Origin of the sequence: Streptomyces sp. NPDC035033, from assembly GCF_040636735.1 — a bacterium.
Lineage (GTDB): Bacteria > Actinomycetota > Actinomycetes > Streptomycetales > Streptomycetaceae > Streptomyces.
In genome coordinates this window covers 12,746-38,055 of record NZ_JBEZUZ010000027.1, presented here as the reverse complement: position 1 = coordinate 38,055, position 25,310 = coordinate 12,746, and the positions used below count along the sequence as shown (strand labels likewise).

The following is a 25,310-nucleotide window of genomic DNA, read 5'->3' as shown; positions in this document are numbered from 1 at the left end:
GCCGCAGGTCACGGCAGGGGAGAGCGGCTGCGGAAGAAGCCGGTGAGCTGCTCGGCGCACTCGTCCCCGAGGACGCCCCTGACGACCTCCGGGCGGTGGTTGAGGCGGCGGTCGCGGACCAGGTCCCAGAGGGAGCCGGCGGCGCCGGCCTTCTCGTCGTCGGCGCCGTAGACGACCCGCTCGACCCGGGACTGGACCAGCGCGCCCGCGCACATCACGCAGGGCTCCAGGGTCACGACGAGGGTGCAGCCGGTCAGCCGCCACTCGCCGGTGGCGGCGGCGGCCCGGCGCAGTGCCAGGACCTCCGCGTGGGCGGTCGGATCGCCGGTCGCCTCCCGCTCGTTGCGGCCGCGGGCGAGGAGCTCGCCGGACGGGGAGAGCACGACCGCGCCGACCGGTACGTCACCGGCCGGCACGGCCGCGGCGGCCTCGGCGAGGGCGAGGCGCATGGCGTCCCGCCAAAGATCCGGCACGGGGCCGGGCACTGCGGACGGCACTAGCGGACGGCCTCCAGGATGTCGGAGGCGCCGATGGCGTCGGCGATCTCCCCGAGGGCGTCGTCGGTCAGGGCGAGGAGGTCCCGCTCGGACAGGCCGAGGTCGGCGAGGATCCGGCCCTCGCCGAGCGGTCCGGCCGGCGCGATCCCGGCGCTGCCCGCGGCGGCGTCGTCCTCGTCCCCGCCGGCCGCGTGCTCCGGTTCGCCTTCCTCGGTGCCGTCCAGGGCCGCGAGCCGGTCGAGTTCGTCGAGCTCACTGTCCGGGTCGTCGTCGCCGAGCAGTTCCGAGACGAGGATCTCCCCGTACGAGGAGCGGTTCGCGGCCGCCGCGTTGGAGACGTAGACCCGGGGGTCGTCCTCCCCGTCCACGCGGACGATGCCGAACCACGCGTCCTCCTGCTCGATGAAGACGAGAACGGTCTCCCCCTCGTCGGCCGCCGCTTCGCGGGCCAGATCGGCCAGGTCCGCCAGCGTCTCCACGTCGTCGAGCTCCGTATCGCTCGCTTCCCACCCGTCTTCGGTGCGCGCGAGCAGTGCGGCGAAGTACACCTGACTCTCCCACTGATCAGAGGTGTGATGATCCGGCGGCGCGCTCCTGAGCCCCGCCCAATCGGCATCGTGACAGAAACGACGGCCTCAGGAGAGGTCTTCGGCTCTTGCGTCGTGCATCAGTCTGAACCACACCGCGTTCGGGTGGGCGTACGACCCCGGCGCACGGAGGGGGCGCATTCGCGGCGCACGGAGGGCACCCGCCCGTCGCACGGGCGGGCCCCACCGGATCCCGCCGGGCCGCACCGGATTCCGCCGGACCCCGCCGGGTCCCCCCGGGCCTCACCAGCGGAAGGTCCGCATCCGCATGGCCTGTCTCATCCGGGCCGCCCGGGCGCGCCGCGGCTGGACGCGGTCGCGCAGCGCCTTGGCCTCGCCCAGCTCGCGGAGGAACTGGGCGCGGCGCCTGCGGCGCTCCGCGTCGGTCTCCGGCTGTGTCTCCGGCGCCCGGGGCTCCGTTTCGGCCCGGTCCTGGCCGGATGTGTTCTTCGGGTCGGGCATCGGCCACACCACCCCATCGCTGGGTCCCTGTGCCCCCACCTTGCCGCAGCGCCCCGGGTCGGGGCCAGTGGTGGGACGCGCCCGGTGGTGCCCCGGGGGCCGGCGGGACGGCCGCGGGGCGACGCGGCCGGTGAGGGGCAGGGGGCCGGTGGGACGGCCGTGACGGGCCGGGACCGGCGGTGGACGGGGGCCGGTGTGCGGCGGGCTACTGTGGAGTCATGCGTCTCCACGTCGTCGATCACCCGCTGGTCGCCCACAAGCTCACCACGCTGCGCGACAAGCGCACGGACTCCCCGACCTTCCGCCGGCTCGCCGACGAGCTGGTCACGCTGCTCGCCTACGAGGCGACCAGGGACGTGCGCACCGAGCAGGTCGACATCGAGACCCCCGTCACGCCGACGACCGGCGTGAAGCTGTCGTACCCGCGCCCGCTGGTCGTCCCGATCCTGCGCGCCGGGCTCGGCATGCTGGACGGCATGGTCCGGCTGCTCCCGACCGCCGAGGTCGGCTTCCTGGGCATGATCCGCAACGAGGAGACGCTGGAGGCGTCGACCTACGCCACCCGGATGCCGGAGGACCTGTCCGGCCGCCAGGTGTACGTGCTCGACCCGATGCTGGCGACCGGCGGCACGCTGGTCGCGGCGATCCAGGAGCTGATCCGGCGCGGCGCGGACGACGTGACGGCCGTGGTGCTGCTCGCCGCCCCGGAGGGCGTCGAGGTCATGGAGCGCGAGCTCGCGGGCACGCCGGTGACCGTCGTGACGGCCTCGGTCGACGAGCGGCTCAACGAGCACGGCTACATCGTCCCGGGCCTGGGCGACGCCGGCGACCGCATGTACGGCACCGCCGAGTAGCGGTCGCCCGCAGGACTCAGCAGCGGCCCGGCACCGGCTTGGGCTTGTTGAGCACGAGCAGCGCCTTGTCGGCCGTCGCCTTGGGCGACAGGGCCTTGAAGGCCGTCCCGATGATCAGGTCGACGTCCGCCGTGGTGCGGGCGTCGACCTTCGTCGTGGTGCCCGCGAGCTGGGTGCCGAGGACGGCGAAGGCGCCCTTGGCGGCGGCCGGGGCGCCGAGCAGCAGCCCGGAGCCGGCGACCTTCTTGTCGTAGGCGGCCGGCGCGTTCCCCACCTTGCCGATGGTGAAGCCGCGCTTCTTCAGCTCGTCGGCGGTGGCCTTGGCGAGTCCGCTGCGCGGGGTCGCGTTGTAGACGTTCACCGTGACCTGGGCGGGCTTGGGCAGCTTGGCGGCCGGAGCGGGGCTGGGCGAGGGCTTGCAGTCGGCCTGCTTGCCCGCGGCGGTCTTCCGGGTGTCGTCGCCGCCGGAGAAGACGTCGACGAGCTGGAGCGTGCCCCAGCCGGCCGCGCCGAGCACGACCACGGCGGCGGCGGAGGCCAGGACGATCCTGCGCCGGCGGTGGGGTCGGCGCATGCGCGGGTAGACATCCCCCGTGATGCGGTACTTTCCGCCCATGCCGGGGGGAGTGAGCATGCTCATGGGCGCAGCGTAATGCCGCCCGTGCGCGATGCCTACTTGATGATCATGTGATCGCGGCCGGATGGGCGTGAACTGCGCCCGAAAGGATCAGGCGCGGCACCCTCCGGGGGCGGGTCAGTCGAGCTCCAGCACCCGGGCGTGGAGCACCTGGCGCTGCTGGAGGGCCGCGCGGACGGCGCGGTGCAGTCCGTCCTCGAGGTAGAGGTCGCCCTGCCACTTCACGACGTGCGCGAAGAGGTCGCCGTAGAAGGTGGAGTCCTCGGCGAGCAGGGTCTCCAGGTCCAGCTGGCCCTTGGTGGTGACGAGCTGGTCGAGGCGGACCGGGCGCGGGGCGACGTCCGCCCACTGCCGGGTGCTTTCCCGGCCGTGGTCGGGATACGGCCTGCCGTTTCCGATGCGCTTGAAGATCACACGGAAAGCCTACCGGGCGCACGGCTCCCGGCGCAGCCACGCGGAGCCGACGGGATGCCGGGACAGAACGCCGCACAACCGGCATAGGGGGGTCGTGCGGGCGGGGGCTCCCCGGGAAGGGGGCCCCCGCCCGCCGGAGGCGGTGGTTACTCGGTGACCTCGTGGTGGTCGTCGTGCAGGCCGCCGCCGCTGCCCGCGTCGCCCTCGGTCGGCACCGAGACGACCGGCTTGCGCAGCGAGGAGATGTCGTGGGCGTAGGTGCCCACGGCGTTGGCGATGACGTCGATGTTGGCGTCGAAGGCGGTCATGTTGACGTTGGTGATGTCGTCGCCCGCCGCGTGGTAGTTCACGTCGTAGGCGACCCCGGCCTCACCGCCGAACTTGGCGGCCTGCGCGGCGGTCTTGATGCCCTCGGCGCCGGTGAAGGTGCCGCCGGACGGGATGCCGACCTCGATGAACGGGCCGTAGTCGGAGCGGCCGGTGAAGTCGGTGCCCTCGTGCGGCAGCCCCTGCTTGTCCATGAAGTCGGTGATGTCGCGCTCCAGCTGCGCGGAGCCCTCGGGGCCGGGGCCCTCGCCGACGTTGTCCGAGTTGTCGCCGTCGTACACGAACAGGCCGTAGTTCGGCGAGGCGATCATGTCGAAGTTGAGGTAGAGCTTGATCTCCTTCTTGTCGAGCTCCGTCAGGTTGGCGACGTGGTGCTCGGAGCCGAGGAGGCCGTTCTCCTCCGCGGACCACCAGGCGAAGCGGACCTTGTTGCGGACCTTCGCCTTCGACTCGGCGAGCTCCAGGGCGGCCTGGAGGAGGCCGGCGGAGCCGGAGCCGTTGTCGTTGATGCCGGGGCCGGCGGTGACGGAGTCGAGGTGCGAGCCGAGCATCACGGTGTTGGCGGCGTTGCCGCCCTTGGTCTCCGCGATGACGTTGTTGGTGGAACGTTCCTCCTGGAGCTGGCGGATCTCGAAGGAGAGGTTCACCGGTCCGGCGGCGAGCTCCGCGGCGAGCTTCTCGCCCTCGGCCTGGGTGATGCCGCCGGTCGGGATCTTGCCCGCGGCCGGCTCGCCGAGGGTGCCGGAGAGGACGCCCGCGGTGTTGTTGTAGACGATCGCGCCGGCGGCGCCGGCCGCGGCGGCGTTCTCCTGCTTGGCCGCGAAGCTGCACCCGCCGCGCTTGATCAGGGCGATCTTGCCGGTGAAGGAGGAGGAGGCGAAGTCGCCCGGTTCGCAGCCGGTGGTGCCGTCGGCGTCGACCGGGACGGCGGCCAGGGCGGCGGTGATGCCGCCGACCGGGGTGGACTTCGTGTACGTCATCGCCTTGATGTCGAACGCGCGGGGCGCGGCGCCGACGACGGAGGCCTTCTCGGCGAGGGTCTCGGTGTAGACGAAGTCGAACTTCTCGTACGAGACGTTGTAGCCGGCCTTCTTGAGCTGCGCGTACACGTACGCGGCCGAGGCGTCGTGGCCGGGCGAGCCGGCCGCGCGGTGACCGCCGGACGCGTCGGCTATCGCCTGGAACTTCTGCAGGTGCCTGAAGGCGTCCTTGCCCGTGGTCTCCCGGACCAGCTTCTTCGACAGCTTCGCCGCGTCCCGGGCCGGCGCGGCGGCGGGGTCCTTCACGGCGGTGGCCGGCGAGGCGAGGACCAGGGGGGTGGCGAGGGCCGCCGCGGCGAGGATGGCCGCGGCACGACGCTGCGATGCGTTCACAGAAGTCCTTCCCGATGGGGACGAGGTTGAGGGGAAGTTAGCCATCGCGAGGGCCTTCTGTGAACACGTCCGGCGCAATTCATGTCACCCTGAACAGGAATGACATCTGGAATTCTCAATTCCCGGACGTTTTCCCGTCCTTCGCGGCTTTCGCGGCTTTCGCATCGGGCTCCACCTCCTGCCCGGGGCGCGGACCCGGGCCCATGCTTCGATGATCCCGCCGGACGGCCCGCCCCGCCCGGCGGAGTCGCCCGACCGGATCACCCGGCCGGACCGCCGGCCGGGTCACCCGCCCGGACCGCCGGCCGGGTCACCTGCCCGGGTCACCGGGCCGGATCACCGTCCGCGAAGCGTTCCAGGGCGGTCACGATCAGTCGCCGGGTCTCGTCGCCGCCCAGGTGACCGGCCTTCTCCACCACGTGGAGCTCGGCGTCCGGCCAGGCCCGGGCGAGCTCCCAGGCGGTGGTGAGCGGCCCGCCCAGGTCGAGCCGCCCGTGGATCAGCACCCCGGGGATGCCGGCGAGCCGGTGCGCGTCCCGGATCAGGGCGCCCTCCTCCAGGAAGGCGCCGTGCGCGAAGTAGTGGGAGCAGATCCGGACGAAACCGAGCCGGGCGTCGTCGACGCGGTCGGTGTACGGGGTCCCCATGCCCTCCGTCGACAGGACGGCGTCCTCCCAGGCGCACCAGTCGGCCGCCGCCCGTTCCCGTACGGCCCGGTCGGGGTGGTTCATGAGGGCCGCGTACGCCCCCACCGGGTCCTCCGCGTGCCCCGCCCCGGCCCGGAACCGCTCGTGCGCCTCGGGGAAGAACCGGCCGACGCCCCCGTACAGCCAGGCCGTCTCGGAGCGGCGGGTGGTGGTCACGGAGGCGAGGACGATCTCGCTCACCCGCTCCGGGTGCGCCTGCGCGTACGCGAGGATCAGCGTCGAGCCCCAGGAGCCGCCGTACAGCAGCCACCGGTCGATCCCCAGGTGGACGCGGAGCCGCTCCATGTCGGCCACCAGGTGGGCGGTGGTGTTCACGGAGAGGTCGGCGGCGGGGTCGCTCGCGTGCGGGAGGGAGCGCCCGCAGCCGCGCTGGTCGAACTGGACGACCCGGTACTTCTCCGGGTCGAAGAGCCGGGGTGCGGTCCGGGAGGACCCGGAGCCCGGCCCGCCGTGCACGACGAGCGCGGGCTTCCCCGCCGGGTCGCCGTGGACCTCGTAGTGGACGCGGTTGCCGTCCCCGACGTCGAGCAGGCCCTCCTCGTACGGGACGGGCTCGGGGCGGCCCGGCGCCGGAGGGGCGTCCGGCCGGCTCGACCGGGACTCGGGGCGGCCCGACGGGGACTGGGGCCGGCTCGACGGGGACTCGGGGCGGTGCGGAGGGGTCTCGGGGCGCATCCGCCCGACGCTACTCGGCGCCGGTGATCCGGGTCTCGGGGTTTTCGCACCAGCGCAGCACGGCGGGCCACGGCCCGAACCCGGAGTCGGGGTTGAGGTGGCCGCCGCCCGGCACGAGGTCCGTGTCGAGGCCGAGCGGGGTGCCGTAGTGGAGGCCGGCGCCCTCGGGGCAGTACGGGTCCCTGTCGCCGTGCACGAGCCGGGCCGCCACGCCCTCCTCGGCGAGGTCGAGGCCGTCGGCGAAGGCGGCGATCTCCGGGATGGAGGCGGTGACGCCGGGGGAGGGCGGGGCGACGAGCAGGACCCGGTCGGCCGCGGGCCGGCGCGCGCCCGCCCGCAGCCAGAGCAGGACGGAGAGGCTGTGCGCGAGGACGACGAACTCGCCCTCGGCCGGCCGCTTCCCGTGCTCCTCCAGGGCGTCCAGCCAGGCGTCGAGGACGGGCGCGTCCGGCTCGGGCAGCTGCGGGTAGCGGACCTCGTGGCCGCGCTCGCGCAGGGCGCCGGCGAGCCAGTGCTGCCAGTGCCCGGCGGGCCGGTGGTTCTGGAAGCCGTGGAGGACGAGGAAGGTCTTCGGTGCGGTCATGGCCCGATCGTGGGGCGGGCGCGCGGTCCCGGTCCAGGCCTTTCCGAGGGGTGGACAGGGCGCCGGGCCGGGTCCCTACGCGCGGAACGCCAGCAGCTCCCGTACCCCCGCCTTGACCCGCTCGGCGGGGAGCGCCTGCTCCACCGTGAGGTGGTGCACCAGGTCCGGGGAGAAGGGCGCCAGGAGGAGGTGGGCGAGGAGCGCGGAGTCGGCGCCGGGCCGGATCAGGCCCACCAGCATCGCCACGTGCGTGTGCATGAGCAGGTAGGCGCCGCTGTGGTAGCGGGTGCGGGGCGCCGCGGAGTGCGCGGCGAGCAGGAGCGCGCGCTGCTCGGCGACGCGGTCGACGAGCGCGTCGAGGAAGGCGTCGAGCCGCTCCTCGGCGGGGGCGCCGGGGCCGAGCGGCGGCGGGCCGCCCATGTACGCCTCCTGGAACTGCCGCTCGCGGTCGTCGAGGAGCGCCCACAGCAGCTGCGAGACGTCGCCGAAGCGGCGGTAGACGGTGCCGACGCCGATGCCGCTGGCGTGGGCGACCTGGTTCATGGTGACCGCGTCGGGGCCCTGCTCGGCGACGATCCGGGCGGCGGCGTCGAGGATCCGGCGCCGGTTGCGGGCGGCGTCGGCGCGCTCGGGGACGGGACCGGCGCCGGGGCCGGCGTGGGGCGCGGTGGGGAGCAGGGCGAGCAGGGGCGCGGGCCCGTCGTCGGTTCCCGGTCTTCTCGTGCTCATCGGCCCGTCCCTGCCCTTCGTCGCGCCCCCGTCGTCGGTCTGTCCGCCACCGGTCCCCCCGGTGGCCGGGACGCCGGTTTCCGTCGGTCCCGTTCTCCGAGCATACCCGCCCCCCTTGTCATTCGGATAGCTATCCGCTTAGGCTCGGGGCAGCGAAACGGAAACTGATCCGCTTGTGGTCCGCGCCGATGCTGAGGAGCCCGTCATGTCCGTGAAGGTCGCCGTCGTCTACTACTCGTCCACCGGTGCCGTGCACCAGCTCGCCCAGGCGGTCGCCGAGGGCGCGGAGAAGGCCGGCGCCGAGGTGCGGCTGCGGCGCGTGCCCGAGCTGGCCCCGGACGCCGCGATCGACGCCAACCCGGCCTGGCGCGCCCACGTCGACGCCACCGCCGGCGTCGAGCTCGCCGCCCTGGAGGACCTGGAGTGGGCGGACGCGTACGCGCTCGGCTCGCCGACCCGCTTCGGCAACGTGGCGGCCCAGCTGAAGCAGTTCATCGACACCACCGGCGGCCTGTGGCAGCGCGGCGTCATGGCGGACAAGCCCGCCACCGGCTTCACCAGCGCCCACAACCTCCACGGCGGCAACGAGTCCACGCTGCTCGCCCTCTACAACACCTTCCACCACTGGGGCTCGGTCATCGTCGCCCCCGGCTTCACCGACCCCGCCGTCTACGCGGCCGGCGGCAACCCGTACGGCACCGCCCACCCCGCCGCCAACGGCGCCCCCGGCGAGAACGTCCTGGCCGCCGCCCGTCACCAGGGCGCCCGCCTGACGACGATCGCCAAGCGCCTGAAGGGCCTCCCGGTCGACTGACCCCGCGCGGGACGCGGAACACCCCCGGCGGAAGGCTCTCCGCCGGGGGTGCGCGCGTACGGGACCGCCGGCCGTTCAGGCCAGGGACAGGAACAGCTTCTCCAGCCGGGCCCGCATCTTCTCCGGGTCCTCGCCGTCCCGCTTCCCGTGCTCCATGTCCGTCAGGCACTGCTGGAGCCCCGTCGCGATGATCGCGAACCCGGCCCGGTCCAGCGCCCGCGAGGCGGCGGCCAGCTGGGTCACGACCTCCTCGCAGTCGCGCCCCTCCTCGATCATCCGGATCACGCCGGAGATCTGCCCCTGCGCCCGGCGCAGCCGGTTCAGCACGGCCTTGAGCTCCGCGCCCGCGAGATCGAGTTCCACAACCGCTCCTCCAGCAGATACCCCGGGGGGTGACGTGCGCCCCGGGTACGGGGGCCTCCGACCACCAAGGATGACACCCGCCGCGGACGGGCCGGGCCGGCCGCTTCCGTGCGCCCCTCCGGCCCGCTCGGCCCCGCGTCAGTCCTGCGACGGCCCCGTCTCGTCGATCCGCCGGATCACCACGGGGTACTCCGGGGCACCGGCCGGCTGCGGGCAGCGGGCCACGCGGGCGGCGATCTCCGTCACGCGCTCCAGGCTCGCGCACTCCAGCACCCAGTAACCGGCCAGGACCTCCTTGGTCTCCGCGTACGGGCCGTCCGTCACCACCGGCCGGCCCTCCGCGTCCAGCGACACCAGCCGGGTCTCGGCCGGGTCGGTCAGCCCCTGCCCGTCGAGCATCTCGCCGCTCGCGCGCAGCTCCTCGTTGAGCGTGTTCATGAAGTCGAACATCGCCGTGAGCGATTCCTTGTCCCAGGCCGGGCTCTGCGCCGAGCCGCGACCGCTCATCGCCTCGTAGTCGGCGTGCGAGCCCTCAACCATCACCAGGTACTTCATGACGACCTCCGTGCCGTATGTGGGGTGGGTACCTCTCTCGAAGGTGGGTCGGAGCCGCCCCCGCGTTCTCGACACCGCGCGGACGAGATCCTGAAATCCGTCCCGAATCACCCGACCGCCCCATGATGTCCGCTGTGCACCCCTTCACCTTCTCCGCCGCCTTCATCACCTTCTTCTCCGTCGTCGGCCCGCCGAAGGTGCTCCTCGCCTTCGCCGGCCTCGCCCAGGTCCACCCCCTCCGGCAGCTCCGCACGATCGCCCTCGTCGCCTCCGGCGCGGCGGTCTTCGTCGGACTGGTCACCGGCGGCACGGCCCCCTGGCTGCTCGACCTCTTCCACATCAGCACCCCCGCGCTCCAGATCGCGGGCGGCGTCATCTTCTTCCTCTACGCCGTCGGGCTCGTCCTCGGCATGCACCTCGGCTCCGACGGCCCGCACGACGACGCCCCCGACATCCCCAGCGGCGTCCGCGAACTCCTCATGCCGTACGTCGTCAGCCCGCTCGCGATGACCGCCCTGCTCATCGAGGGCGCCGCCCGCTACTCGGTCGGCTGGCGCTCGACGGTGGTCGGGGCGTACGTGGCGGTCATCGCGCTCGACCTGATCTGCGTCCTGCTGCTCGTCCCGGTCCTGGGCCGCACCCACCACGCGACCATCGAACTCCTGGGCCGGCTCCTCGGCCTGCTGCTCGCCGCGGTCGGCGTGGACCTGATCCTCGACGGCCTCTCCGACCTGGGGACCCCGGTCCTGAACCGGTACTAGCCCCCTCCCGGCGGCCTGCACGAGGGCGGGCACGGAACAGCCCGCCCCGCTCCGCCCGTACGGAAACGGCTCAGCCGCCCCGACCCGCCCGCTCAGGAATCGGCACCGCTCCGCCCGGCTCAGGAACCGACACCGCTCCGTCCGGAGATCAGCCCCGCCCGCTCAGGAATCGGTACCACCCCGCTCGGAGATCGGCACCGCTCCGTCCGGAGATCAACCCCGCCCCCGCTCAGGAATCGGCGGCGGCCCGCTCGCCCACCGGACGCCGCCGGAGCGCCGGGTCGGTGAGGACGGCCGGCCGCCAGACGCCGTCGGCGCGGTAGAGGTCGGTCCCGGGCGGCACGATCGCGTCGATCCGGTCGAGGACGTCGTCGCCGAGGACGAGCGGGGCGCCCTTCAGCAGCCCGTCCAGCTGCTCCATGGTCCGCGGCCCGAGGATCACCGAGGTGACGGCCGGGTGCGCGGCGGCGAAGGCGACCGCGAGTTCGGGCAGCGAGCAGCCGATCTCCTCGGCGAGCAGGGCCAGTTCCTCGACGGCGTCGAGCTTCGCCACGTTCTCGGGGAGGGCCGGGTCGAAGCGGTGCGGGGTGAGCGCCGCCCGTCCGCGCGTCATGTCGACCCCGCGCCCCTTCCGGTACGCCCCCGACAGGTAGCCGGAGGCGAGCGGCGCCCAGGTCAGCACGCCCATGCCGTACCGCTGCGCCACCGGCAGCACGGCGGTCTCCACGCCGCGCGCGAGCAGCGAGTACGGCGGCTGCTCGGTCCGGAACCGGCGCAGCCCGCGCCGCTCGGCGACGGCGTGCGCCTCGACGATGCGCTCGGCGGGGAAGGCCGAGCAGCCGAAGGCCCGGATCTTCCCCTGGGAGACGAGGTCGCCGAGGACGTCCAGGGTCTCCTCGATGTCGGTCCTGTGGTCCGGCCGGTGCACCTGGTACAGGTCGATCCGGTCCGTCCCGAGCCGCGCCAGACTGGCCTCCACGGCCCGGACGATCCACCGCCGGGAGAGTCCGCCCCGGGCGGGCCCGTCCCCGCAGACGGGGAAGTACACCTTGCTCGCGAGCACGGTCTCGTCGCGGCGGCGCGGGTCGCGCAGCGCCTTGCCGACGATCTCCTCGGACTCGCCCGCCGAGTACATGTCGGCGGTGTCGACGAAGTTGATCCCCCGGTCGAGGGCGGAGTGGATGATCCGTACGGCGTCCTGGTGGTCGGGGTTGCCGACCGACCCGAACATCATGGTGCCGAGGCAGTAGGTGCTGACTTCGATCCCGGTCCCGCCGAGTACCCGATAGCGCATGCGCCGCACCCTAGGGGCTGGAGCGGACTCGAAGGCAAGCCCCCGGCGCCGGCGGACGGCCCCGCGGAAGAGTCCCCGAGTCCCCGGGGCCCTACGCCCCGGCGGTGACCTCCCGGAGGAACGCCGCCACGACCCCGTACAGCTCCTCCGGCCGCTCCAGGTGCAGATCGTGCCCGGCGCCCGGCAGGCAGACCCCGCGCAGCGCGGGCTGCCGCCGGGCCATCCCGTCCCACTGCCCGTCGCCGATGATCCCGTGCTGCCCGAGGACGGAGAGGAGGGGCACCTCGACGGCGTCCCACTCCTCCCACCAGGAACGGCAGGCGTTCTCGGCGAGCGAGCGGCCCAGGACGGCGGCGTCGAACCGCGGCCACCACCCGTCGCCCCGCTCCTCCAGTCCGGAGGCCCACCCCTCGCCGACGGCCCCGCCGCCGAGGTACGCGACGGCCTCCTCCCGGCTCCCGAACGGCACCGGCCACCCCGTCAGCCACCCGACGACCTGCGCCACCTCCTCGGGCGAGGACTTCTCGGGCCCGGCCTCGACCAGGACGGCCCCCGCGATCCGCGGATGCCGCCGAGCGGCGGCGAGCAGCGCGGCGAGACCGCCGTACGACTGCCCGACGAGCACGAAGGGCCGCCCGCCGCCTCGCGCCCCGGCCCCGGACGCGCCTCCCGCTCCCGCGCCTCGCCCCCCGAACTCCTCGACGACCGCGAGCACGTCGTCGACATAGGCAGCCCGGGACACGTCCTCCGGCCTCCGCTCGCTCTCCCCGTGCCCGCGCTGGTCGAGCGCGAGGACCCGGTACCCGTCGCCGCGCAGCCGCCGGGCGAGCCCGTCCCACTCCCCGCTGTGCCCGGCGAGCCCGTGCAGCAGCAGTACGCCGACTTCGGCACCGGCCCCGCCCTCGCCCCCGCCCCAGTCGCGCACCGCCAGGGACACACCCCCGCGCACGACTTCACGAGTGACGTAGCTCACGCCCATCTCCGCCCAGCCCCCGTCACATCCGATGTCCCCGCTCCGTCACCCCCATGAAAGCCCACGGAGAACGACCACGGAGGAACCCCATGGAAGCCCGCCTCAACCTCTTCGCCAGCCCGATCGCCGGCAAGGTCGTCAAGCACCTCGCCTCGGCCGGCTTCGCGATCCCGGACGCCGTGCTCCCGCACAGCACCCAGGAACTGGTGAAGATCCGCGCGAGCCAGATCAACGGCTGCGGTTTCTGCCTCGACATGCACACCAAGGACGCCGCGGCGGCCGGCGAGACCGCCCTCCGCCTCCACATGCTGGCCGCCTGGCGCGAGGCCAAGGTCTACACGGACGCCGAGCGCGCCGCCCTGGAACTCACCGAGCAGGGCACCCGCCTCGCCGACCACCACGGCGGCGTCACCGACGAGGCCTGGGAGAACGCGGCCAAGCACTACGACGAGGAGCAGCTCGCCGCCCTGGTCTCCCTGATCGCCCTCATCAACGCCTTCAACCGCCTCAACGTCATGACCCAGCAGCCCGCCGGCGACTACGTCCCGGGCCAGTTCGCCTGACCCGCCGCCGCCCGTACTCCCTCCCGGCAGAGGAGAAGCACGGGCGGCGCCCGCCCCAGCGGCCTCCGGGACTCAATCCCGCCGAATGTGCTCGGGATCGACATGCCTCCGCACCACGGGCACGGACGCGATCCCGGCCACCACCAACACCCCCACGGCACTCCCCACGAGCACCGGCAACCCCTCCCAGTCCCAGTGCACGGCCCCGCCCCCCGTGATCAGATAACTGGCCTCGGCCAGCCACCCCGCCACCACGGCCCCGCCCAGCCCCACCCCCAACGGCACCGACACCTGCACCACCTGCACCACCCGCAACGTCCCCGCCCGGGCCCCCAACAACCCCAGCGCCACCACCTGCCCCCGCCGCTCCAGAGCCCGATCCGCCACGGAAACGACGAACGCAGCCACCCCCACCACCAGCCCGAGCACCATCCCCACCCCCAGCAGGCTCCGGATGACCGCCAACTGAGCCAGCGCCTCGATCACGATCCCCACCGCCTCCACCTCCGCGGTAGGCGCCACCGCCCCGATCCCGTCGAGCACGGCCCGCACGGTCCCGTCCTCGGCCCCGGACACCAGCGTCAGACTCCCCGCCTCGGCGGCAAGCCCCGCAGGCGCCAGCGAGGGCGGCACGAGCAGCATGCCGGACAGGAGAACGGAAGGCTGATAGGCATGCAGCTCCGCACTGGCCTCAGGAACGGTGAGAACGGCCTTCCGCCCGTCCCGAAGCGCGAACGGGAACCGTTCACCGGGCTTCGGGTCGTACTCGGACAGAGGCTGGCCATCGCTCAGCCTCATGACCTTGCCGTCCACGCAGCCCTGAACCGAGATCGCGACCGCGGCGACCTGCTCACAGGTGCCGACGACCACGTCGAGGCCTTTGCTGTAGCGGGAGCCAGGCGGTGTCCACGAACTGTACGAGGCAAGGTGCGTGCGTACGCCGGGAAGTTTCTTCAGCTGCTGCCGCTGCGCAGGCGTGAGGTCCTTCATTTGGATCACGTACTCCTGCAGCGGCGCCGTTCGTCGGCTGACTTGGTCCAACTCGATGAGTACGCCCTGCGTGAGCGATGCGCCGAAGACCAACAGGACAAGCCCGGTGACCACCCGCAGCGAGGAGCCCGGGTCCACTTCCGTACGCCGCATCGCCAGCGTCATCGGCAGGGACCTGGAGACGCCGGCAAGTCGCCGGGCGAGCCAGGCAGTCACGGGCGGAAGCCCGAACACAAGGCCCGCACCGGTCAGAATCACGGCACAGGGAACGAGTGTTGAGCTGGCGGATCCGCCGGACGGATCCCGTCCCATCACGCTCATCACGCAATAGCCGCCGATCACCCCCATCCCCGGAACCAACAGCAGCGCCCCGATCCGCCGAGGCGGTCGCCGTTCCGCTGTCCGACGCACCGCGATCGGCGAGAGCGCTGCCCGCCGGCCGCTGTACAGTCCGACGATCCACGCGAGCGCGGGGCATCCGACCAGACACACAACCACGGTCGACCCTTCGGGCCGCCCGTCCGCCGGGTACCACTGGAACCCTGGTAGCCCGATCCGCGCCATGACCTCGTTGGCGCCGAGATATCCGGCGAGCCCAAGCACTGCCCCGAGGAGCGCCGCCGCGACGTTCTCCGCCGCGTTGACCCGCACGGTGTCTTTGATGCTGAGACCTACCAACCGCAGCGCGGCCAGCCTCCGTGCACGGGACTCTCCGGAGAGACGCGCGCAGACGGAAAGGAAGACGACAAGGGGGAGGAGAACAATGCAGCCGAGGGTGAACCGGAGGATGCCCAGAGTCTCCTGGTCGACGATCTCGTCCTGGAGGTGACTGCTCCCGAAGCGGTCGAGCGCGCGTGGCTCGGTCAGCTTGTCGGGAGTGGTGCCGACATAGGCGTAGAGCTCGTTTGGACCACCGAGTCCCTCAGGCCCGATGATTCCCGTCACCCGGCCGGGCACCAGGCCCGAGGCGTTGGGGTGCGCGGCGAGAACATCACGTAGCTCTGGTGAGACGACAGCTTCTCCGGGACCGGGGAGCGCGGTGATCCCTGGGGGTGTGGGGGCCTCACCGGGCCCTGTGCGGGCCAGGAAGGTCCGTCGCAGCGGTCTCGATCCGTAGGGATCGACGAAATTCTGATATACGACGTTGCCCTGCTGGGCGGCTTTCGGCGAGCGCGCCGTGGTGCGCACGTCATGTGCTTCGAGAATTGCGGGAATGGTCAGCACCGCAGCGAGACAGGCCACCCCCAGCGCGGAGCCGAAAGCCATCAGTAGGAAGCGCGTACGCCCCCTGCGACCTGTGCCCCACAGCAGATGAAGCCCGAGAAGAAAGGGGCTCACGCGGTCACCCGCTGTGTGAGTACGCCATCAACCATCGTGTACTGGGTATCGGCCCTGGCGGCGACATCTGGATCGTGCGTGACGACGACCACCGCAGTGTCCTGGTCTTTCGCCAGCCGCAGGAACTCCTCCAGGACTGCTGAGGCATTGACGCTGTCGAGCGCGCCGGTCGGCTCGTCCGCGAACACCACGTCCGGCTGGTGAACGAGGGCCCGTGCGACGGCGATCCGCTGACGTTGTCCGCCGGACAGTTTCGATGCCCTGCGGCGGAGAAGGTCGCCCAGGCCCAATCGGCCGAGGATCCGACCGGCAGCCGCGTGGGCTCGATCCTTGGCGACTCCTGCCAGGCGCAGAGGCAGGGCGGCGTTTTCCTCGACGGTGAGCTCGTCAAGCAACTCTCCGTACTGAAAGACGAAACCGATCCGCTCACGGCGTAAGGCACTCAACTCGGCGTCCGGCAAGGAGGACAGCGCCACCCCGTCGAAGGCGACCGTTCCACTTGCCGGGGGGAGTACGCCGGCAAGGCAGTACAGCAGAGAGGACTTGCCAGAGCCACTGCTCCCCATGATGGCGGCCACTTCACCCCGAGCGAGCGTGAAGTCGGCGCCACTGATCACCTGTTGTTCGCCGTAGAAGAAGTCCACGCCCTCGGCGCGGAGAATGACGTCCACAGTGCTGGGACTCCTTGAAAAAGGGGAGCCGCTGAGTGCGGCTCCCCTGGACGGTCGATGGTCAGCGCGCGAACTTCCGAAGCTTCGAGCAGTTGTCAGGCCGCAGCGAACCCCGGTCCCGGCATGCCTGGATCTTTGCCGTCGTGGACTCGAGCATTGCGCCGTCGAAGAAGACGTGGTTGACGTGGATCTCCTTCTTCTGGACGCCCTTGACCCGAGTCCAGTCGTAGGCCTGTACCTTGGCGCGCAGGTAGACGTTGTGTCCGTCGTCGGGGTCGGTGTCAGCCAGCGTTCCGTCGATGTGGAACCCGCCGTGATGCACGAACTTGGGTTCCCACTTGTAGGTGCCCTTGAAGAAAACGCCCGTCGAGCGCATGCTCAGCTTGTGCCACGAGTCCGCGACTGCTGCTCCCGCTCCTCCGAAGAACAGCCCCGCGACGACCGCTGCGGTTACCGACTTCCTCAACTTGCCCATGAGTTGCCCCTGGTTGCTTAATGAGCCGACTGGTCGTCACAGAACGTATCGGCTCAACTACGGTGCGAATGACGCAGGAACGTGCCTCCGTCTGATCACCGCCCGATCCGGTGAACGGAACGTCGAAAAAGAAGCTCTTCTCGGCCGGATCTCGAGGGGATCTGAGGTCGGGTGGAGAGGGGCGAGGCGTGGGTGGGGGTGGGAAAGGCGCAGGTCAGCGGGGTGGGGGTGAAGGCGGTGAAGGAGGCGTGGCCCGTAGGAGTGATCATCGGTGCGCCTGCGTGAAGTGATCCATGGCGCTGCCGAAGGATGCGTGCATGCGTATCGATCTCACTCCCCGGCGCGCCGTCCGCCGCGCCCTCGTCCCCCTCGCCGCCGCGCTCGCGCTCCTCGGGGCCGGCGCGGCTTCCGTCGCTTCGGCGGCGGAGGCGTGCGGGTCCGTGATCACGGCGCCGCTGGAGCGGCCGGTCTCCGCGGACGACCCCTGTCCGAGCACCGACCCGGTGGTGTGCCGGATCCGGGTGATGCCGATGGACGAGAAGGTGGAGGCCCAGCGGACCCGGATGCGGTACCACGGGCTGCTGGAGGACATGCGCCGCACGGAGGCCGCCATGCGGGAGGCCGGCGCGACGGACGAGGAGATCGCCCGGGAGCTGGTCGACATGAGGAACCAGGCCAAGGCGATCACCCGCGCCGGGATGACCCCGGAGGAGGTCGCCGTCCTGGAGGCGCGGAACCAGGCGAAGTACGGCAACCCCCTCGGCCCCACCGCCGACCAGCTCTACGCCAAGTACGGCTCCTGGCCGCAGGTCATCGACGCCTCCATGCGGACGAGCTACGCGGTCGACCGCGAGCTGAGTCTGGAGTACCGGCCCTGTCCGGTGTGACCGGGAACACGGGGCGTAGGGAAGCGCCGGCCGGTCTGGAGGGGGTCGGACGGGGGAGAGTTCCGGAAAAGCCGAAGGGCCGGGCCGCTTTCGCGGTCCGGCCCTTCGGGCTGGCGGAGGATACGAGATTCGAACTCGTGAGGGGTTGCCCCCAACACGCTTTCCAAGCGTGCGCCCTAGGCCTCTAGGCGAATCCTCCGTGGAGAACATTACATGACCGCGGAGGGTGCTCGCGAACGTGATCCGCGGGCGGGAGGAGAGGGGGAGGGGGACGGGGAGGGGAGGGCGGAGGAGGGGGATGGAGCAGGGGAGCGGATCGGGTAGGCTGGGCGGAGCCCCTCACGCGGCGCTATCTGACTGAACTCCCCCAGGGCCGGAAGGCAGCAAGGGTAGGTCGGCTCTGGCGGGTGCGTGGGGGGCGCTTGCGTTTCGGGGGCGGGGCGAGGGGGCCGCGGTTTTCCCGGGTTGTCGGTGTGCGCCTATAACCTCGTATACGTGTCGTCTCTCGCGCTGTACCGCCGCTATCGCCCCGAGTCCTTCGCCGAGGTCATCGGGCAGGAGCATGTCACCGACCCGTTGCAGCAGGCCCTGCGGAACAACCGGGTCAATCACGCGTACCTGTTCAGCGGACCGCGCGGCTGCGGCAAGACGACCAGCGCGCGGATCCTGGCCCGCTGCCTCAACTGCGAGCAGGGGCCGACGCCCACCCCGTGCGGGGAGTGCCAGTCCTGCCGGGACCTCGCGCGCAACGGGCCGGGGTCGATCGACGTCATCGAGATCGACGCCGCTTCGCACGGTGGTGTGGACGACGCCCGTGACCTGCGGGAGAAGGCGTTCTTCGGGCCCGCCTCCAGCCGGTACAAGATCTACATCATCGACGAGGCCCACATGGTCACCTCGGCGGGGTTCAACGCCCTGCTGAAGGTGGTCGAGGAGCCGCCGGAGCACCTCAAGTTCATCTTCGCCACGACCGAGCCCGAGAAGGTCATCGGGACCATCCGGTCGCGGACCCACCACTACCCCTTCCGGCTGGTGCCGCCGGGGACGCTCCGGGAGTACCTCGGTGACGTGTGCGGACGGGAGGGCATCCCCGTCGAGGACGGGGTGCTGCCGCTCGTCGTGCGCGCCGGCGCCGGGTCCGTGCGTGACTCCATGTCCGTGATGGACCAGCTCCTCGCCGGCGCCGGGGAGTCGGGTGTGACGTACGCCATGGCGACCTCGCTCCTCGGTTATACGGACGGGTCGCTGCTGGACTCCGTGGTGGACGCCTTCGCCGCGGGGGACGGCGCCGCCGCCTTCGAGGTCGTCGACCGGGTCATCGAGGGCGGGAACGACCCCCGCCGGTTCGTCGCCGACCTGCTGGAGCGGCTGCGGGACCTGGTGATCCTGGCCGCCGTCCCGGACGCCGCGGAGAAGGGCCTCATCGACGCGCCCGCCGACGTCGTCGAGCGGATGCAGGCCCAGGCGTCCGTCTTCGGGGCCGCCGAGCTGAGCCGCGCCGCCGACCTGGTCAACGCGGGACTGACCGAGATGCGCGGCGCCACCTCGCCGCGGCTCCAGCTGGAGCTGATCTGCGCGCGCGTGCTGCTGCCCGCCGCCTTCGACGACGAGCGGTCGCTGCTCGCCCGGCTCGACCGGCTGGAGCGCGGGGCCGCCGCCGCGCCGCCGGCCGCCGCCGTCTTCACGCCGGCCCCGCCCGCCGGGCCGCCGATGGGGTACGTCCCCGGGCCCGACGCCCATACGCCGATGGCCCCGCCGCCGCCCCCGGCCCAGGCCGCGCCCGCGCCCGTACAGGCGCAGCCGCCGGCCCAGCCGGAGGCCGCGCGGCCCGGTGCCTGGCCCGGGGCGGCCCGGCCCGGCGGATGGCCCACCGCCGCGCCCCAGGCGGCCCCCGTGCCCGCCCCCGTACAGCCGCAGCCGCAGGCGCAGCCCGCCGCGCAGGCCCCGGCGGGCGACATGGCGGCCGGCGCCGCCCAGGTGCGGAACATGTGGCCGTCCATCCTCGAGGCGGTCAAGAACCGGCGCCGCTTCACCTGGATCCTGCTGAGCCAGAACGCGCAGGTGGCCGGCTTCGACGGCACCACCCTCCAGCTCGGCTTCCTCAACGCGGGCGCGCGGGACAACTTCGCGAGCAGCGGCAGCGAGGACGTCCTCAGGGCCGCGCTCGCCGAGCAGTTCAACGTGCACTGGAAGGTCGAGGCGATCGTCGACCCGTCGGGCGGCTCCGCGCCCCCGCCCGGTGCCGGGAGCGCCTCCGGCAGCGGCGGCTTCTCCGGCGGCGGCTTCTCCGGAGGCGGAGGGGGATTCGGCGGAGGCGGAGGGGGATTCGGCGGAGGCGGCGGCGGAGGCTTCGGCGGCGGGAGGCCCCAGGGCCCGCCCGCGCCGTCCGTCCCGGCTCCCGCCCCCCAGGCCCCCGCGCCCGCGCAGGCCGCCCCGGCGCAGGTGCCGCAGGCCGCCGCGCCCGTGCCCCGGGCGACCCCCGCACCCGCTCCCGCCCCGGCGCAGCCGCAGCCCGTGGCGCCCGAGGACGACGTGCCGGAGGAGGACGATCCGGACCTCGTCGAGTCGGCGCTCTCCGGGCACGAGCTGATCGTGCGCGAGCTCGGCGCCACCGTTGTGGAGGAATACACGAACGAGTAGGGCCGTCTCGCTCGGTGGCCCGCACAAGGACCTTCCCGGCCATCCGGATACCCTGGCTGGCGTGAAGGTCCTCGTCATCGGCGGCGGCGCCCGCGAACACGCCCTGTGCCGCTCTCTCTCCCTCGATCCCGACGTCACCGCTCTGCACTGCGCGCCCGGCAACGCCGGAATCGCCGAGGTCGCCGAGCTGCACCCCGTCGACCAGCTGGACGGCGGCGCGGTCGCCGCGCTCGCCGGCGACCTCGGCGCCGACCTGGTCGTCGTCGGCCCGGAGGCCCCGCTCGTCGCCGGCGTCGCCGACGCCGTCCGCGCCGCCGGCATCCCGGTCTTCGGCCCCTCCCAGGAGGCGGCGCTGCTGGAGGGCTCCAAGGCGTTCGCCAAGGACGTCATGGCCGGCGCCGGCGTCCCGACCGCCCGCAGCTACGTCTGCACCACCCCCGCCGAGATCGACGAGGCCCTCGACGCCTTCGGCGCCCCGTACGTCGTCAAGGACGACGGCCTCGCGGCCGGCAAGGGCGTCGTCGTCACCGAGGACGTCGAGGCGGCCCGCGCCCACGCGCTCGCCTGCGACCGCGTGGTCATCGAGGAGTACCTCGACGGCCCCGAGGTCTCGCTCTTCGCCATCACCGACGGCACCACCGTCCTCCCGCTCCAGCCCGCGCAGGACTTCAAGCGCGCGCTCGACGGCGACGAGGGCCCCAACACCGGCGGCATGGGCGCCTACTCGCCGCTGCCGTGGGCCGACCCGAAGCTGGTCGACGAGGTCATGGAGACCGTCCTCCAGCCGACCGTCGACGAGCTGCGCCGCCGCGGCACCCCCTTCTCCGGCCTGCTGTACGCCGGTCTGGCGATCACCGGCCGCGGCGTGCGGGTCATCGAGTTCAACGCCCGCTTCGGCGACCCGGAGACCCAGGTCGTCCTGGCCCGGCTCAAGACCCCGCTCGCCGGCGTGCTGCTGCACGCCGCCAACGGCACCCTCGCCGACCAGGCGCCGCTGGCCTGGCGCGACGAGGCCGCCGTCACCGTGGTCGTCGCCTCCCACAACTACCCGGGCACCCCGCGCACCGGCGACCCCATCGAGGGCCTCGCCGAGGTCGCGGAGCAGGACGCGCCGCACGCGTACGTGCTCCACGCGGGCACCAAGAGGGACGGCGACGCGATCGTGAGCGCCGGCGGCCGGGTCCTGTCCGTCACCGCCACCGGTTCGGACCTGGCCCAGGCCCGCGAGCGCGCCTACGCGGCAGTCGGCCGCATCCGCCTTGACGGTTCCCAGCACCGTACGGACATCGCGCTCAAGGCCGCCCGGGCCTGACCGGAGGGGCGCCGAGGGCGCGGCCGCGCAGTCAACCGCACGGCCCCGTCCTCGGCACCACCTTTACCCAAAGCCATTCGATCGGGTGACGACTCGGCCATCCGGATGACGACCGCCGAAGCCCCAACTAGGGTGCGGCGCAGGCGTTCCGGCACTTGGCCCACCGGCATTGCGATGTCAGTGCCCGGTGTCACAGTGGGGGAGTGAGCAACACCGCCACGGAGAGTCCCGTCGAGGACAGGCAGAGGGGGTGAGGTACGGCGTGTCCGGCAGCGGCTTCGGAAACGGCGGCCATGACAGCGGCAGCCTCGGCGAGGAGTGGGGCGCGCGCGCCGCGCACTCCCGCGCCCTCGCCGTCCTGCGCGTCCGGGGGCGTGCGCTGGGGGCCGCGGTGCTCCCCGCAGCCGTCGCCGTCGTGCTGTACGCGGGCGAGGTCACCGGCCACTTCACCGGCTCCGGCTGGGCCACCGCCCGCTGGACCGTGACCGTCCTCGCGGTCCTCGTCCTGCTCGCCGCCGCGGCCGTCGCGCTCGTCGTCGCCCGCGCCCGCCCGGCGGTGACGCCGACGGTGGAGCTCACCGAGACCGCCGCCCCCGACCTCCACCGCCTCGTGCGGGACCTGGCCGACCGGCTCGACGTGCCCGCCCCCTCCGCGATAGCCCTGACGCCGGACTGCGACAGCTGGCTGGAGGACCGCTCCCACCCGGCGCACGCCCGCGCGGGCGCCCCCGGGAGACCGGGCGCCCCCGTCCTCGTCATAGGCTCCCCGTTCCTGTGGTGGATGCGGGTCGGAGAGCTGCGCGCGGTCCTCGCACCGGTCGTCGCCGGCACGGGCCCGGCCGCCGACCCCGACATAGCCGCCGCCCGCCGCTTCGTCCGCGGTCTCGACGCGGCCGTCGCCGTCCCCGGCGATCCCGGGCTCGGCGCGCTCCGCCGGCTCGGCGCCCGGGGCGTGGCCCCGGTGGCCCGGCTGCTGCTGCGGGCCTGCGGACCGCACGCCGCCGAGATGGAGCGCGGGGTTGCCGTCGCCGGCTCCGAGCGGGCCCAGGCCGTGGACCACGGGGCGCGGATCGTCGCCCAGGAGCAGGTCGGCCTCGCCTACGCGGGCTGGGACCGGCTCCTCACCCGGGTCGCGCTGCCCGCCTGGCGGATGGGCCGCTGGCCGGCCCGGCTCGACGCGGGGGTCGTCTCCGCCCTGACCGAACTCTCCCGGCGCGACCGGCTGGCGGAGGGCTTCTCCTCCCGGCTCGGCGAGCGCCCCGCCTGCGACCTCCTGGAGGAGCCCGGCGCGGTCGACGAGGCCGCCTCGCTGCTCGCCGCCCGGCTCTTCCACGGCGGCCCGGCCGAGCCCGGCCCGGACTGGGCGCCGGTGGAGTGGAGCCGCTACCCGGAGGAGGTCGTCGACCGGAAGTGGCGCGCGGACGCGGCCCGCCTCCACGACGTCCTCGACCGGCTCACGGAGGCCCCTGCCCCCGGCACCCCCGAGGGCCCCACCCTCACCCGCGTCCTCACCCACCTGACGGCCCCGCAGGAGCCCGCCCGCGCGGGGGACGACGGCGCCGGGCCCCGCACCCGGGAGACCCGGCCCGCGGCGGAGGACCTCGCCGGAGAGCTCGTACCGGACGACGACCACCTCCCCGTCGTGCCCCCCGGCGCGGAGGACGGCGAGGACGAGGAGGGCGAGGCCCGCAACCCCGCCGCCGAGGCCCTCGCCGCCGCGCTCAGCGCGCAGGTGGCGCGCGAGGAGGCCGAGCGGGAGGCGCGGGTCGCGGCCGCGGCGGGCGGCGGCGTCGCCGGGTTCACCGGACCCGACGGGCCCTGGCCGCTCTGCCCGCTCCTCCCGCCCCGCACCGGCCGGGACCTGCTCGCCGACCACGTGACCGCGCTGGTCTGCTGCGCCGCCGTCGACACCACCGCGGCCGCGCCCGGCCTCGACTGGCTCGACGGGCCCGCGCTGCTCGTCGGCGGCGAGCGGGCCGCCGACCTCGGGCCGCGCGTGCTGGCCCTGGTCGAGGAGGGCGACCCGGCCCCCCTCCGGGCCTGGCTCAGCAGCACCGGCGTGCGCCCGGAGAAGCCCGTCCGCCTCCTCTGACGCCCGCCGTCCCTTCCGGCGCCCGGCGGGCCTTACCGGAGCCTCGTGTTCCACCTTCGTCGATTCACGACGAACGGTGACGGACCGCGTGCGTTATGTGATGTGCTGGAGACCGGCACTGAACAGACCGGCACGGACAGACCGGCACGGACAGAGGGCATCACCCGCGGGCAGGAGCCCGCGGCAATGACCGGGGGAGTCGAGGGAGGGGCGCCGCATGGGGGCGGAGCAGATCAGGCGGTGGGAGTCGGGCGCGCTCGCGCACGCGGTCTCCGATCCCTTCGGCCAGGGCCCGCTGCCCTGGCTGCGCGGTTCGGAGAACTACTTCGACGACACGGGCCAGATGGTCCCCTGGTACGCGGACGAGACCCTGGCCGGCGGCGGCGCCGGCGGGCCGCGCACCGCCGACGACGTGCGCCGGCAGATCAAGGGCTTCGCCTCCGGCGGGGCCGTGGCGCCCGGCGAGTCGATCGACTTCCACGTCACCGTGGACCCGCCGCAGCCGTTCTCGGTCGACGTCTACCGGATCGGGCACTACGGCGGGGACGGCGCCGCGAAGATCACCACGAGCCCGCGGCTCTCCGGGATCGTCCAGCCGCCCCCGCTCACCGCCGACCGCACGGTCTCCTGCCACCACTGGTGGCAGTCCTGGCGGCTCCAGGTCCCGAGCTACTGGTCGCTCGGCGCGTACGTCGCCGTCCTCACGACCGCCGACGGCTACCGCTCCCACATCCCCTTCACCGTGCGGGACGCGCACCCCGCGGACCTCCTCCTCGTCCTGCCGGACGTCACCTGGCAGGCGTACAACCTCTACCCGGAGGACGGGCGCACCGGCGCCAGCCTCTACCACGCCTGGGACGAGGAGGGCCGGCTGCTCGGCGAGGAGGAGGCGGCGATCACGGTCTCCTTCGACCGGCCGTACGCGGGCGCCGGCCTGCCCCTGCACGTCGGCCACGCCTACGACTTCATCCGCTGGGCGGAGCGGTACGGCTACGACCTCGCCTACGCCGAGACCCGGGACCTGCACGCCGGCCGGATCGACCCGACCCGCTACCGGGGCCTGGTCTTCCCCGGCCACGACGAGTACTGGTCGGCACCGATGCGGAAGGCCGCCGAACACGCCCGCGACCAGGGCACCTCGCTGGTCTTCCTCTCCGCCAACACCATGTACTGGCAGGTGGAGCTGGGCCCCTCGCCGTCCGGGGTGCCGGACCGGCTGCTCACCTGCCGCAAGCGCCGCGGCCCCGGCCGCCCCGCCCTCTGGCGCGAGGTCGACCGCCCCGAGCAGCAGCTCCTCGGCATCCAGTACGCCGGCCGGGTGCCCGAACCGCACCCGCTCGTCGTGCGGAACGCGGAGCACTGGCTCTGGGAGGCGACCGGCGCGGGCGACGGCGACGAGCTCCCCGGCCTGGTCGCCGGCGAGGCGGACCGCTACTTCCCGCGCACCCCGCTCCCCGAGCACGAGGGCCGGATCCTGCTCGCCCACTCGCCCTACCGGGACGGCGACGGGGCGCTGCGCCACCAGGAGACCAGTCTCTACCGGGCGCCGTCGGGGGCCTGGGTCTTCGCCTCCGGCACCTTCGCCTGGTCGCCGGCGCTGGACCGGCCGGGCCATGTGGATCCCCGCGTCCAGCGCGCCACCGCCAATCTCCTCGACCGCATCTGTAAGAGGGACTGACCAGGAGGCGCCACTGACCGGCGGTGGCGAGGGGCCCGGCGACCGGCCCCGGTCCCGTG

Annotated in this window: 25 protein-coding genes, 1 tRNA gene and 1 other RNA gene; 10 read left to right on the top strand and 17 right to left on the bottom strand. The window is 73.4% G+C overall.

Features of this window, described 5'->3' with window-relative positions; genetic code table 11:
- Positions 1-8: 8 nt before the first annotated feature.
- The 3 genes from tadA to AB0E83_RS14100 form a co-directional block, all read right to left on the bottom strand.
- Positions 9-449, bottom strand: a complete 441-nt coding sequence (tadA, locus tag AB0E83_RS14110; protein ID WP_362110116.1) for a tRNA adenosine(34) deaminase TadA — start codon at positions 447-449, stop codon at positions 9-11.
- A 47-nt stretch (positions 450-496) separates the two neighbouring features.
- The gene (locus AB0E83_RS14105; RefSeq protein ID WP_362110038.1) at positions 497-1,045 is read right to left on the bottom strand and encodes a hypothetical protein; all 549 of its coding nucleotides are present in this window, start codon (positions 1,043-1,045) and stop codon (positions 497-499) included.
- A gap of 282 nt (positions 1,046-1,327) precedes the next feature.
- Positions 1,328-1,546 carry a hypothetical protein gene (locus AB0E83_RS14100; protein WP_362110036.1) on the bottom strand — a complete coding sequence of 73 codons (219 nt, stop codon included), beginning with the start codon at positions 1,544-1,546 and terminating at the stop codon, positions 1,328-1,330.
- Between the two features lie 218 nt (positions 1,547-1,764).
- Here AB0E83_RS14100 and upp point away from each other — a divergent pair, with 218 nt between their 5' ends.
- A complete protein-coding gene (gene upp / locus AB0E83_RS14095; RefSeq protein WP_319011639.1) occupies positions 1,765-2,400 on the top strand; it encodes a uracil phosphoribosyltransferase in 636 nt (211 codons plus the stop codon).
- 16 nt (positions 2,401-2,416) lie between these two features.
- Here upp and AB0E83_RS14090 read toward each other — a convergent pair whose 3' ends face one another.
- The 6 genes from AB0E83_RS14090 to AB0E83_RS14065 form a co-directional block, all read right to left on the bottom strand.
- Positions 2,417-3,040 carry a LytR C-terminal domain-containing protein gene (locus AB0E83_RS14090; RefSeq protein WP_362110034.1) on the bottom strand — a complete coding sequence of 208 codons (624 nt, stop codon included), beginning with the start codon at positions 3,038-3,040 and terminating at the stop codon, positions 2,417-2,419.
- A gap of 114 nt (positions 3,041-3,154) precedes the next feature.
- The gene (locus AB0E83_RS14085; RefSeq protein WP_003999914.1) at positions 3,155-3,451 is read right to left on the bottom strand and encodes a type II toxin-antitoxin system VapB family antitoxin; all 297 of its coding nucleotides are present in this window, start codon (positions 3,449-3,451) and stop codon (positions 3,155-3,157) included.
- Between the two features lie 146 nt (positions 3,452-3,597).
- Entirely contained in the window at positions 3,598-5,151 is a 1,554-nt protein-coding gene (locus AB0E83_RS14080; RefSeq protein ID WP_362110032.1) for a M28 family metallopeptidase, read from the bottom strand.
- 323 nt (positions 5,152-5,474) lie between these two features.
- Entirely contained in the window at positions 5,475-6,533 is a 1,059-nt protein-coding gene (gene pip, locus AB0E83_RS14075; RefSeq protein ID WP_362110030.1) for a prolyl aminopeptidase, read from the bottom strand.
- Between the two features lie 10 nt (positions 6,534-6,543).
- Entirely contained in the window at positions 6,544-7,116 is a 573-nt protein-coding gene (locus AB0E83_RS14070; RefSeq protein WP_362110028.1) for an alpha/beta hydrolase, read from the bottom strand.
- Between the two features lie 75 nt (positions 7,117-7,191).
- Positions 7,192-7,845 carry a helix-turn-helix domain-containing protein gene (locus AB0E83_RS14065; RefSeq protein ID WP_362110026.1) on the bottom strand — a complete coding sequence of 218 codons (654 nt, stop codon included), beginning with the start codon at positions 7,843-7,845 and terminating at the stop codon, positions 7,192-7,194.
- A 205-nt stretch (positions 7,846-8,050) separates the two neighbouring features.
- Here AB0E83_RS14065 and wrbA point away from each other — a divergent pair, with 205 nt between their 5' ends.
- A complete protein-coding gene (gene wrbA, locus AB0E83_RS14060) occupies positions 8,051-8,659 on the top strand; it encodes an NAD(P)H:quinone oxidoreductase (protein WP_362110024.1) in 609 nt (202 codons plus the stop codon).
- Between the two features lie 75 nt (positions 8,660-8,734).
- On the opposite strand, the gene AB0E83_RS14055 is transcribed toward wrbA, so the two are convergent.
- Positions 8,735-9,022 carry a metal-sensitive transcriptional regulator gene (locus AB0E83_RS14055; RefSeq protein WP_362110022.1) on the bottom strand — a complete coding sequence of 96 codons (288 nt, stop codon included), beginning with the start codon at positions 9,020-9,022 and terminating at the stop codon, positions 8,735-8,737.
- 138 nt (positions 9,023-9,160) lie between these two features.
- On the bottom strand, positions 9,161-9,577 hold the full coding sequence (locus AB0E83_RS14050; RefSeq protein ID WP_362110020.1) for a YciI family protein: 417 nt from the start codon (positions 9,575-9,577) through the stop codon (positions 9,161-9,163).
- 125 nt (positions 9,578-9,702) lie between these two features.
- Between AB0E83_RS14050 and AB0E83_RS14045 the strand changes: the two genes are divergently transcribed.
- A complete protein-coding gene (locus tag AB0E83_RS14045; RefSeq protein WP_362110114.1) occupies positions 9,703-10,338 on the top strand; it encodes a MarC family protein in 636 nt (211 codons plus the stop codon).
- 229 nt (positions 10,339-10,567) lie between these two features.
- Here the strand turns inward: AB0E83_RS14045 and AB0E83_RS14040 are convergent, their stop codons facing one another.
- Positions 10,568-11,632: an aldo/keto reductase gene (locus tag AB0E83_RS14040; RefSeq protein ID WP_362110018.1), complete on the bottom strand. Its 1,065-nt coding sequence runs from the start codon at positions 11,630-11,632 to the stop codon at positions 10,568-10,570.
- A 91-nt stretch (positions 11,633-11,723) separates the two neighbouring features.
- Positions 11,724-12,605, bottom strand: coding sequence for an alpha/beta hydrolase (locus tag AB0E83_RS14035; RefSeq protein WP_362110016.1), 882 nt, complete (start codon positions 12,603-12,605; stop codon positions 11,724-11,726).
- An 89-nt stretch (positions 12,606-12,694) separates the two neighbouring features.
- On the opposite strand from AB0E83_RS14035, the gene AB0E83_RS14030 reads away from it, so the two are divergent.
- Positions 12,695-13,168, top strand: coding sequence for a carboxymuconolactone decarboxylase family protein (locus AB0E83_RS14030; RefSeq protein WP_362110014.1), 474 nt, complete (start codon positions 12,695-12,697; stop codon positions 13,166-13,168).
- Between the two features lie 72 nt (positions 13,169-13,240).
- On the opposite strand, the gene AB0E83_RS14025 is transcribed toward AB0E83_RS14030, so the two are convergent.
- The 3 genes from AB0E83_RS14025 to AB0E83_RS14015 form a co-directional block, all read right to left on the bottom strand.
- Positions 13,241-15,424 (bottom strand): FtsX-like permease family protein, encoded by a 2,184-nt coding sequence (locus tag AB0E83_RS14025; RefSeq protein WP_362110012.1) that lies wholly within the window; start codon positions 15,422-15,424, stop codon positions 13,241-13,243.
- 68 nt (positions 15,425-15,492) lie between these two features.
- Complete coding sequence (locus AB0E83_RS14020) at positions 15,493-16,167, bottom strand: ATP-binding cassette domain-containing protein (RefSeq protein ID WP_362110010.1); 675 nt, start codon at positions 16,165-16,167, stop codon at positions 15,493-15,495.
- Positions 16,168-16,228: 61 nt separating this feature from the next.
- Positions 16,229-16,642 (bottom strand): hypothetical protein, encoded by a 414-nt coding sequence (locus tag AB0E83_RS14015; protein ID WP_362110008.1) that lies wholly within the window; start codon positions 16,640-16,642, stop codon positions 16,229-16,231.
- A 317-nt stretch (positions 16,643-16,959) separates the two neighbouring features.
- Here AB0E83_RS14015 and AB0E83_RS14010 point away from each other — a divergent pair, with 317 nt between their 5' ends.
- Positions 16,960-17,529 (top strand): hypothetical protein, encoded by a 570-nt coding sequence (locus AB0E83_RS14010; protein WP_362110006.1) that lies wholly within the window; start codon positions 16,960-16,962, stop codon positions 17,527-17,529.
- Between the two features lie 111 nt (positions 17,530-17,640).
- Here AB0E83_RS14010 and AB0E83_RS14005 read toward each other — a convergent pair.
- Positions 17,641-17,728: transfer RNA gene (locus AB0E83_RS14005), tRNA-Ser, on the bottom strand.
- 131 nt (positions 17,729-17,859) lie between these two features.
- Between AB0E83_RS14005 and ffs the strand changes: the two genes are divergently transcribed.
- The 5 genes from ffs to AB0E83_RS13980 all read left to right on the top strand — a co-directional run bounded on the left by ffs (position 17,860) and on the right by AB0E83_RS13980 (position 25,251).
- An RNA gene (gene ffs / locus AB0E83_RS14000) (signal recognition particle sRNA small type) lies at positions 17,860-17,958 on the top strand.
- Positions 17,959-18,024: 66 nt separating this feature from the next.
- Positions 18,025-20,169 (top strand): DNA polymerase III subunit gamma and tau, encoded by a 2,145-nt coding sequence (locus tag AB0E83_RS13995; RefSeq protein ID WP_362110004.1) that lies wholly within the window; start codon positions 18,025-18,027, stop codon positions 20,167-20,169.
- A 61-nt stretch (positions 20,170-20,230) separates the two neighbouring features.
- The gene (gene purD, locus AB0E83_RS13990; RefSeq protein WP_362110002.1) at positions 20,231-21,481 is read left to right on the top strand and encodes a phosphoribosylamine--glycine ligase; all 1,251 of its coding nucleotides are present in this window, start codon (positions 20,231-20,233) and stop codon (positions 21,479-21,481) included.
- A 250-nt stretch (positions 21,482-21,731) separates the two neighbouring features.
- Positions 21,732-23,573: a hypothetical protein gene (locus AB0E83_RS13985; protein ID WP_362110000.1), complete on the top strand. Its 1,842-nt coding sequence runs from the start codon at positions 21,732-21,734 to the stop codon at positions 23,571-23,573.
- 217 nt (positions 23,574-23,790) lie between these two features.
- Positions 23,791-25,251: a N,N-dimethylformamidase beta subunit family domain-containing protein gene (locus tag AB0E83_RS13980; protein WP_362109998.1), complete on the top strand. Its 1,461-nt coding sequence runs from the start codon at positions 23,791-23,793 to the stop codon at positions 25,249-25,251.
- Positions 25,252-25,310: the final 59 nt, after the last annotated feature.

Excerpts from the sequence above, each read along its gene's own strand:
- tadA (WP_362110116.1), bottom strand. The coding sequence starts at position 449 with ATGCGCCTCGCCCTCGCCGAGGCCGCCGCGGCCGTGCCGGCCGGTGAC.
- AB0E83_RS14100 (WP_362110036.1), bottom strand. The coding sequence starts at position 1,546 with ATGCCCGACCCGAAGAACACATCCGGCCAGGACCGGGCCGAAACGGAG.
- upp (WP_319011639.1), top strand. The coding sequence starts at position 1,765 with ATGCGTCTCCACGTCGTCGATCACCCGCTGGTCGCCCACAAGCTCACC.
- AB0E83_RS14090 (WP_362110034.1), bottom strand. The coding sequence starts at position 3,040 with ATGAGCATGCTCACTCCCCCCGGCATGGGCGGAAAGTACCGCATCACG.
- pip (WP_362110030.1), bottom strand. The coding sequence starts at position 6,533 with ATGCGCCCCGAGACCCCTCCGCACCGCCCCGAGTCCCCGTCGAGCCGG.
- AB0E83_RS14070 (WP_362110028.1), bottom strand. The coding sequence starts at position 7,116 with ATGACCGCACCGAAGACCTTCCTCGTCCTCCACGGCTTCCAGAACCAC.
- AB0E83_RS14065 (WP_362110026.1), bottom strand. The coding sequence starts at position 7,845 with ATGAGCACGAGAAGACCGGGAACCGACGACGGGCCCGCGCCCCTGCTC.
- wrbA (WP_362110024.1), top strand. The coding sequence starts at position 8,051 with ATGTCCGTGAAGGTCGCCGTCGTCTACTACTCGTCCACCGGTGCCGTG.
- AB0E83_RS14050 (WP_362110020.1), bottom strand. The coding sequence starts at position 9,577 with ATGAAGTACCTGGTGATGGTTGAGGGCTCGCACGCCGACTACGAGGCG.
- AB0E83_RS14045 (WP_362110114.1), top strand. The coding sequence starts at position 9,703 with ATGTCCGCTGTGCACCCCTTCACCTTCTCCGCCGCCTTCATCACCTTC.
- AB0E83_RS14040 (WP_362110018.1), bottom strand. The coding sequence starts at position 11,632 with ATGCGCTATCGGGTACTCGGCGGGACCGGGATCGAAGTCAGCACCTAC.
- AB0E83_RS14030 (WP_362110014.1), top strand. The coding sequence starts at position 12,695 with ATGGAAGCCCGCCTCAACCTCTTCGCCAGCCCGATCGCCGGCAAGGTC.
- AB0E83_RS14025 (WP_362110012.1), bottom strand. The coding sequence starts at position 15,424 with ATGGCTTTCGGCTCCGCGCTGGGGGTGGCCTGTCTCGCTGCGGTGCTG.
- AB0E83_RS14015 (WP_362110008.1), bottom strand. The coding sequence starts at position 16,642 with ATGGGCAAGTTGAGGAAGTCGGTAACCGCAGCGGTCGTCGCGGGGCTG.
- AB0E83_RS14010 (WP_362110006.1), top strand. The coding sequence starts at position 16,960 with ATGCGTATCGATCTCACTCCCCGGCGCGCCGTCCGCCGCGCCCTCGTC.
- AB0E83_RS13980 (WP_362109998.1), top strand. The coding sequence starts at position 23,791 with ATGGGGGCGGAGCAGATCAGGCGGTGGGAGTCGGGCGCGCTCGCGCAC.